Source organism: Thioalkalivibrio sp. ALMg11 (genome assembly GCF_000377905.1).
Lineage (GTDB): Bacteria > Pseudomonadota > Gammaproteobacteria > Ectothiorhodospirales > Ectothiorhodospiraceae > Thioalkalivibrio.
Genome location: NZ_KB898874.1, coordinates 146490 through 162754, shown reverse-complemented (window position 1 = coordinate 162754; position 16265 = coordinate 146490). Strand labels below are relative to the sequence as shown.

At 65.8% G+C, this 16265-nt stretch carries 15 protein-coding genes; 6 read left to right on the top strand and 9 right to left on the bottom strand.

The window, feature by feature from the left end; all coding sequences use genetic code 11:
- Positions 1 to 53 precede the first annotated feature (53 nt).
- Entirely contained in the window at positions 54 to 1244 is a 1191-nt protein-coding gene (locus tag D578_RS0108275) for a pyridoxal phosphate-dependent aminotransferase (protein ID WP_018949502.1), read from the bottom strand.
- A gap of 84 nt (positions 1245 to 1328) precedes the next feature.
- On the opposite strand from D578_RS0108275, the gene uvrB reads away from it, so the two are divergent.
- The 5 genes from uvrB (at position 1329) to D578_RS0108250 (ending at position 6395) form a co-directional block, all read left to right on the top strand.
- Entirely contained in the window at positions 1329 to 3359 is a 2031-nt protein-coding gene (gene uvrB / locus D578_RS0108270; protein ID WP_018949501.1) for an excinuclease ABC subunit UvrB, read from the top strand.
- Between the two features lie 42 nt (positions 3360 to 3401).
- On the top strand, positions 3402 to 4445 hold the full coding sequence (nagZ, locus tag D578_RS0108265) for a beta-N-acetylhexosaminidase (RefSeq protein WP_018949500.1): 1044 nt from the start codon (positions 3402 to 3404) through the stop codon (positions 4443 to 4445).
- A 114-nt stretch (positions 4446 to 4559) separates the two neighbouring features.
- The gene (locus D578_RS0108260; protein WP_018949499.1) at positions 4560 to 4928 is read left to right on the top strand and encodes a DsrE family protein; all 369 of its coding nucleotides are present in this window, start codon (positions 4560 to 4562) and stop codon (positions 4926 to 4928) included.
- A 140-nt stretch (positions 4929 to 5068) separates the two neighbouring features.
- Positions 5069 to 5620 carry a hypoxanthine-guanine phosphoribosyltransferase gene (locus D578_RS0108255; protein ID WP_018949498.1) on the top strand — a complete coding sequence of 184 codons (552 nt, stop codon included), beginning with the start codon at positions 5069 to 5071 and terminating at the stop codon, positions 5618 to 5620.
- Positions 5621 to 5642: 22 nt separating this feature from the next.
- The gene (locus D578_RS0108250; protein ID WP_018949497.1) at positions 5643 to 6395 is read left to right on the top strand and encodes an S-methyl-5'-thioinosine phosphorylase; all 753 of its coding nucleotides are present in this window, start codon (positions 5643 to 5645) and stop codon (positions 6393 to 6395) included.
- A 236-nt stretch (positions 6396 to 6631) separates the two neighbouring features.
- Here D578_RS0108250 and D578_RS0108245 read toward each other — a convergent pair whose 3' ends face one another.
- Both D578_RS0108245 and D578_RS0108240 read right to left on the bottom strand, forming a co-directional pair.
- Positions 6632 to 7990: an adenosylmethionine--8-amino-7-oxononanoate transaminase gene (locus D578_RS0108245; RefSeq protein ID WP_026289257.1), complete on the bottom strand. Its 1359-nt coding sequence runs from the start codon at positions 7988 to 7990 to the stop codon at positions 6632 to 6634.
- A gap of 38 nt (positions 7991 to 8028) precedes the next feature.
- A complete protein-coding gene (locus D578_RS0108240; RefSeq protein ID WP_018949495.1) occupies positions 8029 to 9399 on the bottom strand; it encodes a KamA family radical SAM protein in 1371 nt (456 codons plus the stop codon).
- 360 nt (positions 9400 to 9759) lie between these two features.
- On the opposite strand from D578_RS0108240, the gene D578_RS0108235 reads away from it, so the two are divergent.
- Entirely contained in the window at positions 9760 to 10893 is a 1134-nt protein-coding gene (locus D578_RS0108235; protein ID WP_018949494.1) for an aminotransferase class V-fold PLP-dependent enzyme, read from the top strand.
- Positions 10894 to 10977: 84 nt separating this feature from the next.
- On the opposite strand, the gene D578_RS0108230 is transcribed toward D578_RS0108235, so the two are convergent.
- The 6 genes from D578_RS0108230 to D578_RS0108205 form a co-directional block, all read right to left on the bottom strand.
- A complete protein-coding gene (locus D578_RS0108230; protein WP_017941553.1) occupies positions 10978 to 11316 on the bottom strand; it encodes a PilZ domain-containing protein in 339 nt (112 codons plus the stop codon).
- A 97-nt stretch (positions 11317 to 11413) separates the two neighbouring features.
- Positions 11414 to 12403 carry a DNA polymerase III subunit delta' gene (locus D578_RS0108225; protein ID WP_018949493.1) on the bottom strand — a complete coding sequence of 330 codons (990 nt, stop codon included), beginning with the start codon at positions 12401 to 12403 and terminating at the stop codon, positions 11414 to 11416.
- Positions 12404 to 12410: 7 nt separating this feature from the next.
- Positions 12411 to 13064 carry a dTMP kinase gene (gene tmk / locus D578_RS0108220; RefSeq protein WP_018949492.1) on the bottom strand — a complete coding sequence of 218 codons (654 nt, stop codon included), beginning with the start codon at positions 13062 to 13064 and terminating at the stop codon, positions 12411 to 12413.
- A gap of 17 nt (positions 13065 to 13081) precedes the next feature.
- On the bottom strand, positions 13082 to 14116 hold the full coding sequence (gene mltG / locus D578_RS0108215) for an endolytic transglycosylase MltG (protein WP_018949491.1): 1035 nt from the start codon (positions 14114 to 14116) through the stop codon (positions 13082 to 13084).
- Positions 14103 to 14915 (bottom strand): aminotransferase class IV, encoded by an 813-nt coding sequence (locus tag D578_RS0108210; protein ID WP_018949490.1) that lies wholly within the window; start codon positions 14913 to 14915, stop codon positions 14103 to 14105. Before D578_RS0108210 ends, mltG begins: the two co-directional genes overlap by 14 nt.
- Positions 14912 to 16261 (bottom strand): aminodeoxychorismate synthase component I, encoded by a 1350-nt coding sequence (locus D578_RS0108205; RefSeq protein ID WP_018949489.1) that lies wholly within the window; start codon positions 16259 to 16261, stop codon positions 14912 to 14914. The genes D578_RS0108210 and D578_RS0108205 overlap by 4 nt, the downstream gene beginning before the upstream one ends.
- Between the last annotated feature and the right edge of the window lie 4 nt (positions 16262 to 16265).

Below are 16265 nucleotides of genomic sequence, written 5' to 3'. Positions count from 1 at the left end.
GGGGCGTCAAGGGAAATCTGGCCGCCCTTCGCGTTTTACCGCCGTTCGCGGCCTCAGCTGTGGTTGGCCACGAACTGGCGCAGGCGTTCCAGGGCCTTGTCGAGTTGATCGACGCTGGTGGCGAACGAGACGCGAACATGGCCCGGATCCCCGAAGGCGCTGCCCGGAACCAGGGCTACGCCCACCTCGTCCAGCAGCTGCTTGGTCAAGGCCACATCGGTATCGATGTCCGCGGCCTGCATCAGTCCGGTGACGCGCGGGAAGCAGTAGAAAGTACCGTCCGGCATCAGGCACTCGATGCCGTCGATGGCATTGAGGCCGTCCACCACACGACGCGCCCGCTCGGCAAAGGCGGAGCACATGGCGACCACGCAGCCCTGATCACCGTCGAGTGCGGCCTCGGCCCCGGCCTGGGCAATGGAAGTCGGGTTGGAGGTGCTTTGCGACTGGATTTTCTTCATCGCCGCGATCAGGTTCTGGGGTCCACCGGCGTAGCCGATGCGCCAGCCGGTCATCGCGTACGCCTTGGAAACGCCGTTCAGGACCACGGTGCGTTCCAGCAGGTCGGGGGCCACGTTAACGATGTTCACGAACGGCGTGGAGCCGAACAGGATGTGCTCGTACATGTCGTCGGTGGCGATGACCACGCGCGGATGGCGCCGCAGGACTTCGGCCAGTTCCGTCAGTTGCTCGGCCGAATAGGCGGCACCCGTGGGGTTCGACGGGCTGTTCAAGAACACGAGGCGGGTGTTCGGGGTGATCGCGGCTTCCAGCTGTTCGCCGGTGATGCGGAAGCCGGCTTCCTGCTCGGCGCTGACGACCACCGGGCGGGCGCCGGCGAGCAGGGCGATATCCGGGTAGGAGACCCAGTAGGGGGCCGGGATCACCACCTCATCGCCCGGGTTCAGCAGCGCCTGGCAGAGGTTGAAGATGCTCTGCTTGCCGCCGGAGGAGACCAGGATCTGGTCGGGGGTGAACGTCAGTCCGTTGTCACGATCGAATTTACGAATGATCGCGGCCTTGAGGCTGACCGTGCCGTCCACCGGAGTGTACTTGGTTTCTCCGCGGGCAAGCGCGTCGACCGCGGCCTGCTTGATATGCTCGGGGGTATCGAAATCCGGTTCTCCGGCCCCCAGCCCGACAATGTCCCGTCCCTCGGCTCGCAGCTGGGCGGCCAGGGCGCTGACGGCGAGAGTGGGGGAGGGCTGGATGCGCTGGACGCGGTCGGAGAGCTCGATTTCCAAGGTGGGGCCTCTGTGTGATCGGGGCGAAGGGCCGCGCGGGCGGTCGGGTGCGAAATGATACTGAAATCAGGCGCGGAGGATAAGGTGCAGCCAGGCGAAGGCGAACAATTCCAGGTGGTGTCCGAATACCAGGCGGCGGGCGACCAGCCCGCGGCGATCGCGGCATTGACCGAGGGCCTGGAGGCTGGCCTGGCGCATCAGGTGCTGCTCGGGGTCACCGGGTCGGGCAAGACCTTCACGATCGCCAACGTGATCGAGAACATCCAGCGACCCACCATCATCCTGGCGCCGAACAAGACCCTGGCCGCCCAATTGTACGGGGAATTCAAGGCGTTTTTCCCGAACAACACGGTGGAGTATTTCGTTTCCTACTACGATTACTACCAGCCGGAGGCCTACGTCCCGTCCTCGGATACCTACATCGAGAAGGACGCCTCGATCAACGATCACATCGAGCAGATGCGTCTGTCGGCCACCCGCGCGCTCCTGGAGCGCCGCGATGCGATCATTGTGGCCTCGGTTTCCGCGATTTACGGCCTGGGTGATCCGCGCAAGTATCTCTCCATGGTGCTGCATCTGGAGCGGGGCGAACGCATTGACCAGCGCGACCTGCTGCGCCGTCTGGCGGAGTTGCAGTACACCCGCAACGATGCCGAGCTGCGCCGTGCGACCTACCGCGTCCGCGGCGAAGTCATCGACATCCACCCGGCGGAGTCGGACATCGAGGCGGTGCGCATCGAGCTGTTCGACGACGAGGTGGAGCGCCTGTCGTACTTCGACCCCCTGACCGGCGAACAGCTGCGTACCGTCCCGCGCCTGACGATCTACCCGAAGACCCACTACGTGACGCCGCGCGAGACCCTGCTGGGGGCGGTGGACCACATCCGCGACGAACTGAAGGACCGCCTGGATTTTCTGCGCCAGGAAGACCGTCTGGTCGAGGCGCAGCGTCTGGAGCAACGCACGCTGTTCGATCTGGAGATGATCCTCGAGATCGGCTACTGCAACGGCATCGAGAACTACTCACGCTATCTTTCCGGCCGTGCCCCGGGCGAGCCGCCACCGACCTTTTTCGACTACCTGCCCAAGGATGCGCTGCTGGTAATCGACGAGTCGCATGTGTCGGTCCCGCAGGTGGGCGGGATGTACAAGGGCGACCGTTCGCGCAAGGAGACGCTGGTGGAATACGGCTTCCGCCTGCCATCGGCGCTGGACAACCGGCCGCTGCGCTTCGAGGAGTTCGAGGCCTTGCAGCCGCAGACGATCTACGTCTCCGCCACGCCGGGGCCCTACGAGCGCGAGCACGCCGACGCGATCGTGGACCAGGTGGTGCGCCCGACAGGGCTGCTGGACCCGGTCCTGGAGGTCCGCCCGGCCGGTACCCAGGTGGACGACGCACTCTCCGAGATTCGCGATCGGGTCGAACGCAACGAGCGTGTCCTGATCACCACGCTGACCAAGCGCATGGCCGAGGACCTGACGGATTACATGTCCGAGCACGGGGTGCGCGTGCGCTACCTGCACTCGGATATCGATACCGTCGAGCGCATGGAGATCATCCGCGACCTGCGCCTGGGCGAGTTCGACGTGCTGGTGGGGATCAACCTGCTGCGCGAGGGCCTGGACATGCCGGAGGTCTCGCTGGTGGCCATCCTCGATGCCGACAAGGAGGGCTTCCTGCGCTCCGAGCGATCGCTGATCCAGACCATCGGCCGCGCCGCGCGCAACGTGAACGGCAAGGCGATTCTGTATGCCGACAAGGTGACCGGATCGATGCGGCGCGCGATCGACGAGACCGAGCGCCGGAGGGCGAAGCAGATCGAGCACAACGAGGCCCATGGGATCACGCCCAAGGGCATTCGCAAGAACGTTGCGGACATCCTGGAAGCGCGCAATGCGATGCCCGGCGCCGGCGGGCGGCGAGGCCGGAAGATCGCGGAAGAGGGCGCGGAGTACGCGGGCGCGCCGGAAAACGCGACCAAGGAGATCGCGCGCCTGGAACAGGAGATGTTTGCCAAGGCCCGCGATCTCGAATTCGAGGAGGCCGCGCGGATTCGCAACCGCATCGAGAAGCTCAAGGCACTCGCCTTTCTCCCCGAAGCCTCGCTATCCTGAAAAGATGGCTCCCGCGGGAGCGCCGAATCGAGCCCCTGAGTGATGTCCAAGAACGACCCCTTGCCCCTGGGCCCGGTGATGCTCGATGTCGCCGGTACCGAACTGACTCCCGAAGACCGTGAACGTCTGCGTCATCCCGCTACCGGCGGCGTAATCCTGTTCGCCCGCAACGTCGGTGCGCCGGAGCAGGTGGGTGCGCTGGTCGCCGCCATTCGCGCGGAGCGCCCCGGCATCCTGATTGCGGTGGACCAGGAGGGCGGGCGGGTGCAACGGCTGCGAGAAGGTTTCACTGCCATCCCGCCGATGCGTCAGCTGGGCCACGTCCACGATTACAACCGCAACAAGGCCTGCGAACTCGCGCATGCGACCGGCGAACTGCTCGGGCGCGAGCTACGCTCGGTGGACATCGACTTCAGCTTTACACCGGTGCTGGATCGCGACCTCGACATCAGCGAGGTCATCGGCGATCGCGCCTTCCATTACGACCCGGACTTAATCGCGCGCCTGGCCGGCGAGTTGATTCGGGGCCTGTCCGCGGCCGGCATGGCGGCGGTGGGCAAGCATTTCCCGGGTCACGGGGCGGTTGCCGCGGATTCGCACGTGGCCTTGCCGGTCGACGACCGTCCACTCTCCGAGATCGAGCATCAGGACCTGGAGGCGTTTCGCCCGGTGCTTGGGGAGCTCGAGGCCATCATGCCGGCGCACGTCGTATACCCGCAGGTGGATGAGCGCCCCGCGGGATTCTCGCGCGTCTGGCTGCAGGACATCCTGCGCCGCGAACTGCGCTACCGCGGGGCGATCCTCAGCGACGACCTCGCCATGGCGGGGGCGGAGGGCATTGGCGGGCCCGCCGAGCGCGCGGCGGCCGCTCGTGCGGCCGGTTGCGACATGGTGCTGATTTGCAACCAGCCGGAACAGGCCGACATGATCCTTGCCGCTCAGGCGGATCAGCCGCTGTCACCCGAGTCGAAGCGCCGACTGGAACGCTTGCGGGCGCGCCCAGTGGAGTGCGATCCACAGCGTCTCGTCGCATTGCGCGCGCAGTTGGCGCACTGGATTCAGGCCAGCCAGATCGCCACTGCATAACCCCATGGAAAGGGCGCATTGGCACCCGCGTGCCGAGCCGCCTATAATGCGCCACCGGTTTGCAGTTGAGCAGCTAGTAATATTCACACTCACCACTGAAGTTGGAGATCCAAAATGGCCGACAAGCTCCTGATCGTCATGGTCAACACCGACCCGAGCAACGCTTCCGAGTTGGGTGCCCCGTTCTTCCAGGCCACCGTGGCGGCCGCCATGGAATACGACGTTGAAGTCATCATGACCGGCCGTGCCGGCGAGCTCGCCAAGAAAGGCGTTGCCGAAAACCTGTTTGTGCAGGAAGGCTCCAGCAAGAGCGTCTACGACTTCATGAAGGACGCCGTGGAAGCGGGCGTGGTGATGAAGGTCTGCACCCCGACCCTGGATCTGTGGGGCAACGACCTGATTCCGGAGATCGAAGAAACCGTGGGCGGCGCCTACGTGATCTCCGAAGCGATGGACGACGACACGGTCACCTTTACCTACTAAGGGTACCGACGTTCGTTTGCCAGCCGGCCGGCCCTTGTGCCGGCCGGTTGCGTTTCCGGGGTCCGAAAAGGCGAGGGTTGCCTTGCCGATTCGTGGATGCTCGGACATGATTTCCCGCACTGACACCCTCAGGACATGCCATGAGCCCGGAACAGGCCCGAGCCACATTGCGCGACGCCGACTGCCTCTTCAGCCGTGATGCCGTCGAGACGGCGATCGATCGCCTGGCCGAACGTACAGCCGCCGCGCTGAAAGAACGTAATCCGCTGGTCATGGGCGTGATGAACGGGGGTGTGGTGCTGATGGGCGGGTTGCTGACCCGCTGGTCGTTTCCCATGCAGGTGGATTACCTGCACGCGACGCGCTATCGCGGCGGCACCCGCGGCGGTGACCAGTTGCACTGGCTGGCACGCCCGCAGGCGTCGCTCAAGGATCGCACCGTCGTCATTGTTGATGACATCCTGGACGGCGGGATTACCCTGGAGGGAATCAAGACGTTCTGCGAAGAGCAGGGTGCGGCGCAGGTGATCTCCATCGTCCTGGTGGACAAGCACAACCCGGAGCGCGACCCGGCGATCACCGTCGACTACGCGGCGCTGGAGGCCCCAAACCGCTATCTGTTCGGGTACGGTATGGACTATCAGGATTATCTTCGAAACGCGCCCGGCATCTTCGCCGTGGCCGACCATTAAACCACCCACGCTCGAGGCGCTCATGTCCGCACCCCGTATCGCCGTCATCGGCGGAACCGGCCTGACCCGGCTGAAGGATCTGGAGATCACCCGGCGTCAGGTGATGCACACGCCGTATGGCGAACCCTCGGGGCCGCTGGTGTTCGGTCGCCTGACCGATACCGAGATCGTGTTTCTGCCACGGCACGGGGCCCGCCATACCATCCCGCCGCACGAAGTGAACTACCGCGCCAATATCTGGGCGCTGAAAAATGCCGGGATCGACAACGTGGTGGCCGTGGCCGCAGTCGGCGGGATAGGCGAAGAGATGAAGCCGGGCATGGTCGCGATCCCCGATCAGATCATCGATTACACCTGGTCACGGGCGAATACCTTCTTCGAGGGGAATGACCTGGAAGAGGTCACCCACATCGATATGACCTGGCCGTATAGCGACAGCGTCCGGCAGACCCTGATCCGTGCGATCGACGAGCTGGGTATCGAGGCCGTGGACCACGGGACCTACGGGGCCACACAGGGACCACGCCTGGAGACGGCCGCGGAGATCGATCGCCTGGAACGCGACGGTTGCGATCTGGTCGGCATGACCGGCATGCCCGAGGCGGCGCTCGCGCGCGAACTGGGGCTGAACTACGCCTGCTGTGCCGTAATCGCCAACTGGGCGGCCGGACGCGCCGAAGGCGAGATCACCATGGATGACATTGCCGCGAATCTGGATGTCGGCATGGCCCGGGTGAAACAGATCCTGACGCACGTGATCAGCAGGCTTTCCTGACCCGAAGCCGTTAACGATCGGGAATTTCCGGCCGGGGAGAGAACCCGCGCCGGGCTCCCGCAAGCGCGCAGTGTCCGGAGCCTCGCTCAGGCGGCCAACACAGTCTCTCATCAACGATTTAACATAATATGTATTATGCGTCGTTATGGATGGAGGCGACGAAGGGGCCTGAATGGTAGAAATGGCAATTGAGCCTGCGCGACCCGGGCCCGGATCGCGTGTGCGCGACAATCGCCTCAGGCGCGCACAGCCTTCTCGATGCCTTCGATCATCACCTCGACCAGGAAATCGATCTGTTCTTCGGTGATCACGTATGGCGGCATCAGGTAACTCACATTACCCAGTGGCCGCAGTAACGCACCGCGGGTCAGACCGTGGCGGTAGATATGCAGGCCGCGGCGCTCCTGCCATGGATACGGCGTGCGCCGAGTCTTGTCCTGCACCAGTTCCACCGCGGCGATCATGCCGTGCTGGCGCACGTCGGCCACGTGCGGATGGTCCTTCAATGGTTCGAGTCGTTTCTCGATATGGAGCGCAAGATCCCGGTTTCTCTCAAGAACCGGATCGGCCTCGAAGATGTCCAGTGTGGCCAGGGCTGCCCTGCACGCCAGCGGGTTTCCGGTATAAGAATGCGAGTGCAGGAACATGTTGAGCTTTTCGTAATCGTCGTAGAACGCCTGGTAGACCGTATCCGTGGTGAGCACCGCGGCCATCGGCAGATAGCCGCCGGTCAGCCCCTTGGACAGACACAGGAAATCGGGCGTGATCGGGCCCTGTTCGCAGGCGAACAACGTGCCCGTTCGGCCAAAGCCCACGGCGATCTCGTCGGCGATCAGGTGGACGCCGTGGCGGTCGCAGGCCTCGCGCAGCAGCCGCAGGTATTCCGGGTCGTACATGCGCATGTGGCCGGCGCACTGCACCAGGGGCTCGATGATGACGGCGGCGGTTTCATCGGCGTGTTCCACCAGGGCCTGTTCCATGTGGACGAACTGTCGGCGGGCCACGTCGGCGCAGCTCTCGCCGGCCTCGCGGTCGAAACAGTCCGGGGCCGGCACGGTAATCACGTCCAGCATCAGCGGTTCGTAGGTGGCGCTGTACAGCGGGACGTCGCTGACCGACAGCGCCCCCAGGGTCTCGCCGTGATAGCTGTTCGACAGCCGCATAAATCGAGTCTTCTGCGGGCGTTCCACGTTGCGCCAGTAATGAAAGCTCATCTTCAGGGCAACTTCGACCCCGGCGCTGCCGTTGTCCGCCAGGAAGACGCGATCCAGACCGTCGGGAGTGATGCGGATCAGGCGTTCACAGAGCTCGACCACCGGCTCGTGGGTGCAGCCCGCGAGGATGACGTGCTCCAACTGATCGAGCTGCTCCTTCACCGCATTGCCGATGCGGGGGTTGGCGTGACCAAACAGGTTCACCCACCACGAACTGATGGCGTCCAGATAGCGGTTGCCATCGAAATCGTACAGCCAGACGCCCTCCCCGCGCTGGATCGGGAGCAACGGGAGGGTCCCCTCCTCGCCGTAATCCTTCATCTGGGTACAGGGATGCCAGAGGGCACGGAGGTCGCGGTTCTTGAGGGTGTTGTTATCCATATGGCGCATTGTGCCAAACCCGCCCAGCAGAGGCGGACTCAATGAGCGGATTCCGCCCTCATCGTGGCCAGCTCGTTCTCGAAGAAGAAGCGATCTTCGCCAAAGGCGGGTTCGAGCTGATCGAGCCAGGTGGCCTGCTCGTCGTAGCGCGCGAAGAACGGCCGCTGGACCCAGTCTGGATTGCGCGCCTGGATGAAGCGCAGGACGAAGACCTTCTCGCCCTGGATCTCGGCCACGCCCTGGATCTCCACCTTGCCGGGCTCGGCGCTCATCGAGGGTCCGCGGGCGGTGCGCCCGAGCCCCGAGACCTGCTTCATGGCTTCGCGGTAGATCTCCCAGGCGCGGGCCAGCGGGACCTCGAAGTAGCGTCGCGCCCCGGTGTCACGCTCGACGAACATGTAATACGGGATGATCCCGAGGCGCACCTGTTCGCGCCACAGATCAGCCCAGGCCTCGGCGTCGTCGTTGATGTGCCGGAGCAGCGGCCCCTGGGCGCGGATTTCGGCGCCGGTGTCGCGCACACGGCGGATGGCCTCGTGGGCGATCGGGGTGCGCAGTTCATTCGGATGGTTGTAGTGCGCCATCAGGGCGACGTGCTTGCCCGCCTCGACCAGCCGCTCCAGCAGACGCAGCAGTTCGTCCGCATCCGAGTCGGTCACGAATCGGTAGGGCCAGAACGTCAGGGCCTTGGTGCCGATCCGTACGGTCTGTATGTGGGCCAGCTCCGGCTCCAGCAAAGCCTCAAGATAGGCCTTCAGGTGCTTGGTTTTCATCACCATCGGGTCGCCGCCCGTCATTAGCAGGTCGCTGATCTCCGGATGGCCGCGCAGGTAGTCGTGCAGCAACGCGGCATCGGTGCTGGCGATGCGCAGCTCCTTGTCACCGACGAACTGGGCCCAGCGGAAGCAGAAGGTGCAATAACTGTGGCAGGTCTGGCCCTGGCCGGGGAAGAACAGCACGGTTTCGCGATACTTGTGCTGGAGGCCGTTGATGACCTCGCCCGCTTCCTCGCTCGGGCGGTTGAGCTCCATCTGCCCGGCTGGATGCGGGTTGAGCTCCTCGCGCAGCTCGCGCGCGAGGGCCTGGATCTCGGCCCGCCCTGCCCCATGGCGATGCAGAACGGCCATACGCTCGAAGGCCTCGGGCGCCAGCATGTCCCGTTGCGGAAAGGTCAGCTGGAAGATTGGGTCGTCGGGAACCCGGCTCCAGTCGATCAGCTCCTCGATCACGTAGTCGTTGACCCGGAACGGAAGAACGCTGGCAACGACCTGCATCTCGAAGCGTATGGCCTCGGGCAGGTTGGCCAAGGCCGGGATGCGTTCGATCGAGCGTTCATTAAAGACGCGGAACTCGCGCGGCTCGACCGCACCAAGCTGGGGATCACGATAGAACTGGACAACGGAATTCATCCGCGACTCCTGTGCCGACAAAATAAAATTGGAGTGCCTCGCCGCAGCGCTGGGCGAGGATGCGCGTGCATCCCGGGACGTTCGGGGCGCTCAAGCTCAAGGGATACGGGATGACCATTCGCACACGAACGGCGTCCGCAAGAGCAGCGAGTAAGAGGCTGACCCGTGCCGCTGTCGATGGGCGGGGTAGCGGGACCTTCAGAAGCCGGCAAATTAACAACTTGCCGACATTTTCACAACCATTCCCCGGGGATGGCTGATGCGCCGGGTGCGCAGGCGGACCACTTCATCTGCCTTTTTCCGGGTGTTCTAAGCCCCGCCTGACTGGGTTACCCTTTGGCTCCGGCCAAGGAGGATCGCATGCACCCGGAGTTTCCACAGGAAGGGATCATCCATCTCAATCATGCCGCCGTGGGGCCCTGGCCCCGGCGCACCGAGGAGGCCGTCTGCCGCTTCGCCCGGGAGAATGTGGCCCATGGCTCGCGCGACTACCTTCAGTGGCTGCAGCAGATCGACGCGACGCGGGAACTCGCACGGGCGCTGATCGGGGCGCCGTCCGCAGAGGACATTGCCTTCGTGAAGAACACGTCCGAGGCGCTGTCGATGGTGGCCTTCGGCCTGGACTGGCAGCCGGGCGACAATGTGGTGTTCCCGGCGCACGAGTTCCCGTCCAATCGTGTCGTCTGGCTGGCCGCCGCGGAGCGCTTCGGCATCGAGGCGCGCGAGGTCGCCATTGGCGAGGAACCGGAACGCGAGTTGCTGGCCGCCTGTGATGCGCGGACCCGTCTGGTGGCCACCAGTGCGGTGCGCTATGACTCCGGGCTGCGGGTCGACATCCAGGCGCTGGGCGCGGAACTGCGCTCGCGGCGCATCCTGTTCTGTGTCGATGCGATCCAGCACTTGGGCGCCCTGCCCTTTGACGCGCCCGGCTGCCATGCGGACTTTGTGATGGCCGATGCCCACAAGTGGATGCTGGCGCCGGAAGGAATCGGGGTGTTCTACGTAAATCCGGAGATCCGCGAACGGCTGACGCTGCAGGAGTATGGCTGGAATATGCTGGCGCATGCCGGCGATTTCTCGAACCCGGGGATCGAGCCCGCCACGAGTGCACGGCGTTTTGAACCGGGCAGCCCGAACATGCTCGGGATTCACGCCCTGCACGCCAGCCTTTCCCTGCTGCTGGAGATCGGGCTGGACAGCATCGACCACGAGATCCGCGAGCACTGGCTGCATCTGGAAGACGGCCTGCGTGCGCTCGGCTGCCAAATCCTGACACCGCGCGGCCGGCGTGCCGGCATCCTGACGTTCCGACCGCCGGTGGATGATCTAGAAGCGCTTTACGCGAGGCTTCAGGGGCACGGCATCCTGTGTGCCATGCGTGGGGGCGGGATCCGTTTTGCGCCCCACTTCTACCTGACGCAGGCGCAGATCGACCAGGCGCTGGAATATCTGGGCGAGGCCATCCGAGAAGCCGGCGCGGCTACGGTACGCTGAGAGGTACGGCGGAGAACGGCCGGTGGTAACGCGTGTGGGAGCGCGCCCCAAGGGCGCGAGGCGTCGTCCGCAAGGACGTCTCTTCTAGAAGGTATGGGTCTTGCGGTCGGAGTTCAGCATGCCGCCCAGATGTTCCTCGATGCGGCGGTGGGTCACACCCTTGTCCGACTTGTTGAACTGCACGCCGATGCCCCGCAGCCGGTTGCCCTGGGCGCGCGGCGGGGTAATCCAGACCACCGTACAGGGGGTCGGGAGGCGATCCGAATCCTCCAGCAGCGACAGCAGCAGGAAAACCTGGTCTCCGAGCTTGTAGGCCTTGTCGGTCGGGATGAATAGACCGCCATTGGTCACGAACGGCATGTATGCCGCATACAGCGCGGGTTTTTCCTTGATTGCCAAGGTGAGCATGCCCTGCCCGGCCATAGACCCTCCGTGTGACCTGAAATCGTGCTGGGTCGAGCAGTATCGCCCATCGCACCGATACCGCGCCACCCCGACCGTCCTCGCGGTGAGTGACGCCTTACTTCTTGAGGAAGCTCAATGCGATGTCTTCCATGCGCAGCTGCGGGTTGAGCTGGCGCGAGGCCTGGCGTTGCCAGACGAGCGCTTGATTCGAAAGTTCGGCCAGCCGCCGCGGCCCCATGCGCCGGGCGAAGTCCTCGAGTAGATCGCGCGGGAACTGCCGGCCAAACGCATCCGGCTCGCCGTTGACGAGCAGGCGCTGGGCCGCAACCAGCAGGGCCTGGACTCTCGGGATCAGGGATTCCGGAAGGCTGCGTTGCATGGCACTGGCCATCGGTGTCACCCCGGGGCGACGCAGCAGCAGGGTTAGGGCCTCGCGGTCCTGTTCCCAGCGCGCCATACGGTCGGGGTCCGTCAGGATCTCGCGGGCGGCCAGCGGGCGCCCGAGACTGGCGGCATAGGCCTCGTCCACCGCCGCAGGATCATCGGCGGCCCTGCGCAGCCAGTCCGTTGCTTCGGCAGGCCCCGGCGTAGCGATCTCGACCATCTGGCAGCGGCTGCGGATGGTCGCTGGCAGGCGCGCCGGCTGCGCCGCCTCGAGAATCAGCATGGCCCTCGGCGGGGGTTCCTCCAGCGTCTTCAGCAGCGCATTCGCAGCATTCGTGTTCAGGGCATCGGCCGGGCGGATGATCACGCTGCGCAGTCCGCGCGAACCGGACAGCGAGAGAAACTCGATCGCCTCGCGGGCCGCCGCGATCAGGATCTCCTTGCCCGCCTCCTCCGGCTCCAGCGTCATCACCTCGGGGTGTACACCGCCAAGGAAGCTGCGACAGCCGTTGCATTCGCCACACGGCGGCTCGGTGCCAGTCGCGCGCTGGCACAACAGGGCCTGGACCAGCGCCCGCGTCAGCAGCGCCTTGCCAACGCCCGGAGCGCCGTGAACCAGCAGACCGCTGGGCAGGCGCCCTTCGCGCCCGCGCCGAACCAGCGTCTCCCACGGCCTTTGCAGCCAGGGCGGGAGCGTGTCGCCGGTGACTGGCGCAGCCATGGCCGCCTTAACCTTCCAGCGCCTGCAACGGCAGGCGCTCGCGAACGCCCGCGAGGATGCGCCCGGCTACCGTGTCCGGGTCCGCGGATGCATCCACGATCAGATAGCGTCCGGGCGCTCGCTCGGCGCGTTCCCGATACGCCTGGCGGGCGCGCTCGAAGAAGTCCAGCGCCTCGCGTTCGATGCGGTCTCGCCGGCCGCGCTGGACGGCTCGATCGAGCCCGGTCTCCGGGTCGATGTCCAGCAGGATCACCAGATCCGGGCGGAGATCGCCCTGCAGCCAGGTCTCCAGCTGCGCGACCCGCTGGCCGCCGAGTCCCCGCCCGGCCCCCTGGTAGGCAAACGAGGCATCGGTAAAGCGGTCGCTAAGCACCCAGTCGCCGGCCTGCAGAGCCGGCCGAATCACCTCGTGCAGGTGCTGGGCCCGCGCGGCGAACATCAGCAGCAGCTCGGACTCGGCGCACATGCCCGGCAGATCGGGGTCCAGAAGCAGGCCGCGCAGGCGTTCGCCGAGGGCGGTCCCGCCCGGCTCCCGGGTGTTGCGCACCGGGTGTCCGGCAGCGCGCAGCGCGGTGTCCAGGCGCTCGATCTGGGTGGTCTTGCCCGAGCCCTCGATGCCTTCGAGGACCAGGAAACGGCCGGGATGGGGCGAGCGTTCCATGTGCAGGGCGTCTCCAGTTACCGGTTGCGGATGCCGTAGCGGCTGCCATCCCCGCCCAGCTGGTAGCGGATCACGGCCTCGCGATGTTCACGATAGGTCTCGGAGAAATGATGACTACCGTCGCCGCGCGAGACGAAGAACAGGTCACGGGTAGTGGCCGGCTGCGCCGCCGCCTGCAAGGCCGCCCGCCCCGGCAAAGCGATGGGCGTTGGCGGCAGTCCGGCACGGGTATAGGTGTTGTAGGGATGATCGCGGTCCAGTTCGGCGCGCGTCAGGCGCTGCACGCCCGGTTCCTGCGCGTACAGCAGGGTGGGATCGGTCTGCAGGCGCATGCCGCGCTTGAGCCGATTCACGAACACCCCGGCCACCCTGTCACGTTCGTCCCCGCGCCCGGTCTCGCGTTCGATGATGGAGGCGAGGATCAGCAGCTCATAGGGGGAGTTCACCGGGTGGTCCTCGATGCGATCCTCCCAGGCGCGGTCCAGGTGCAGGCGCATCGCCTGGTGGGCGCGTTGCAGCACCGTCAGGGCCTCGGTTCCGGAGCCGAAGAAATAGGTGTCCGGCAGGAACCATCCCTCCGGGTGTTCCAGGTCCTCGAGCCCCAGTGCCTCCAGCAGGTTGTCGACCCCGACCGATTCGGAGGGCCCGATCAGTTCCGGGTGCTCGCGCAGGGCGGCCAGCGCCTGGCGGATGGTCCAGCCCTCCGGGAAAGTGAGGCGATGCTGCACCACCTCGCCGCGGGCCATCGCATGGATCAGTTCGCGCGGGGTCATTCCCGGCGTCACGGCGTATTCCCCCGCCTGGAGACGCGGTGCAATCCCCTGACGCCGTCCATAGGCCTCGAGCACCCAGGCAGAATCCACCCAGCCGCGTTCGGCAAAGGTCTTGCTCACCGAACGCAGCCCCTGCCCCGGTTCCAACTGAAAGCGTTCCGAGGCGTCCAGCGCCATCGGGGTATCCAGCTGCGCCTGGTAGTGTTCGCTCAGCCACCAGGCGGCGCCCAGGGCCAGAATGACCAAGAGGGCCAGGACAGCGAGGCTAATCCGCTTCATGCAATGCGATTCCCATTGGATACAGCGGATCATCCTGCCACGCAGGCCCCCGCTTGTCCCCTTCGGACAGCACGGCCGGGGTCATCCCGATACGCGCATTGCTGACATAGAGAGCATCGGCGCGCTCGATACGGACGGGCTCCGGATACGCCTCGATCACCTCGAACCCGAACCGTTCGGCATGCTCGAGGACCCAGGCGCGCCGGGTACCGGCAATCCCGGACTGATCCACCGGTGGCGTCAGCAAGGTGCGCCCTTCGCGCAGCCAGAGATTGCCCTGCGTGGCGCTGACCACGCGCCCCAGGGCATCGTGGAGGATCGCCTCGTCCCAGCCCGGTTGCCAGCTGCGCCGGGCCATCACGTGTTCCAGGCGACTGGTGTGCTTGAGTCCCGCCAGGGCCGGGTGTACGCCGATCGGCACCTCCGCCCAGCCCAGGATCAGGGGCTTGCGTTCGGTGGGGTCGGTGTCGTCCAGCGCCGGGCCGGCACTGACGATCCGAGTCAGTGCCGGCGCCTCGGGCGGCGCGTAGCCCCGTGGCCCCTCACCCCGGGTCACCGTCAGGCGCACCATGCAGACTGGCAGGGTCGCCACTCGCGCAATCTCGTCCAGCACCTCGATCTCGCCGAGTTCCGGAAACCCGAGATGCCCCAGCCCGCGCGTCAGGCGGGCCCAGTGGTAGGACCATAGCTGCGGTCGTCCCTCTCGCACCCGTAGCGTCTCGAACAGGCCGTCTCCCAGGAGCAACCCGCGATCCAAAGCCGATACCCGCCCCTCGCGCTCGCCATTCACCAGGATCATGGGCTCTTCTCCCCCGCCCCTTGCAGCGCCTCCAGCAGGCCGTGTGCCTTGTGCCGGGTCTCCTCCAGCTCGCGCTCGGGATCGGAGTCCGCGACGATGCCGGCTCCCGCCCGAAAGCGCAGTTCGTTCCCCCGAACGACGAGGGTGCGGATCAGGATGTTGGTATCCATGCGGCCGTGGCGGCTGACGTACCCGCAGCCTCCGGTATAGGCCCCACGCGGGGCCTGTTGTTCCAGTTCCTGGATGATCTGCATGCTGCGGATCTTCGGGCAGCCGGTAATGGTGCCGCCGGGAAAGACCGCGCGCAGGATGTCGGCCGTGGTGGTGCCCGGGCGCAGGCGCCCGACAATGCTGGAGACGATGTGATGCACCCGGCGATAGCTCTCGATGGTCATCAGCTCCGCCACGCGCACGCTACCGATCTCGGCCACCCGCCCCACATCATTGCGTTCCAGATCCACGAGCATGACATGCTCGGCGCGTTCCTTAATGTTGAACGTCAACTCACTAAAAAGACGCCGGTCTTCTTCCGCATCCGGATCCCGGCGACGGGTCCCCGCAATCGGCCGGGTCTCCACCATGGCGTTTTCCACCGACACCAGCCGCTCAGGGGAGGAACTGATCACGTGAGCGCCGGGGAGTTGCAGCCACGCTGCAAACGGCGCGGCATTGGCCTCGCGCAGGCGGGCGTACAGCCCCGCCGGATCCAGCGGCTGCGTGGCCGTGGCGCGCCATTCGCGGGACAGATTGACCTGAAAGGTGTCGCCGGCACGGATGTATTCGAGACCCTTCATCACTGCGTCGCGATAGCGCTGGGCGTCCTCCTCGTGAAGGGCCAGGGCGGGCAGCGGCTCGGATGCAGGACTCGGCTGGCCCCGGACTGTCGCGCAGTCCGACTCCACTCGCTCCAGGCGCGCGCAATCGCCTGCCTCGTCGACGAACCAGGTCGTCCCCTCGTGGTGATCGTGGATCAGTGCCGCCGGGAAATAGGTCACCAGGGCATCCGGCAGCCAGGGGTCGGATCGGCAGTGACCCAGGGCCGGCTCCATGCGCCAGGCAAGCTCGTACCCGGCATACAGGAACCATCCCCCGAGGAACGGGAGATGGGCATATGCGGCGTCTTCGGGGTCGAGTGGTGGTGTCCTCGAGAGATCCTGGTCCAGCACGCCGAGGACGTCTTCGCCGGCCGCACTGGAGAACGTGCGGCCGGGGAAGGCGAACAGGATGGAAAAACGAGCGGGAGCCTGCCCGATCAGGGCCGACTCCAGCAGGTGGGGATAGCGCTCGGGGAATCGCCGCGCCAGGGCCGCAAAGTCGACCCCGGCGGCCAGTTCATGGACCGCCATGGCG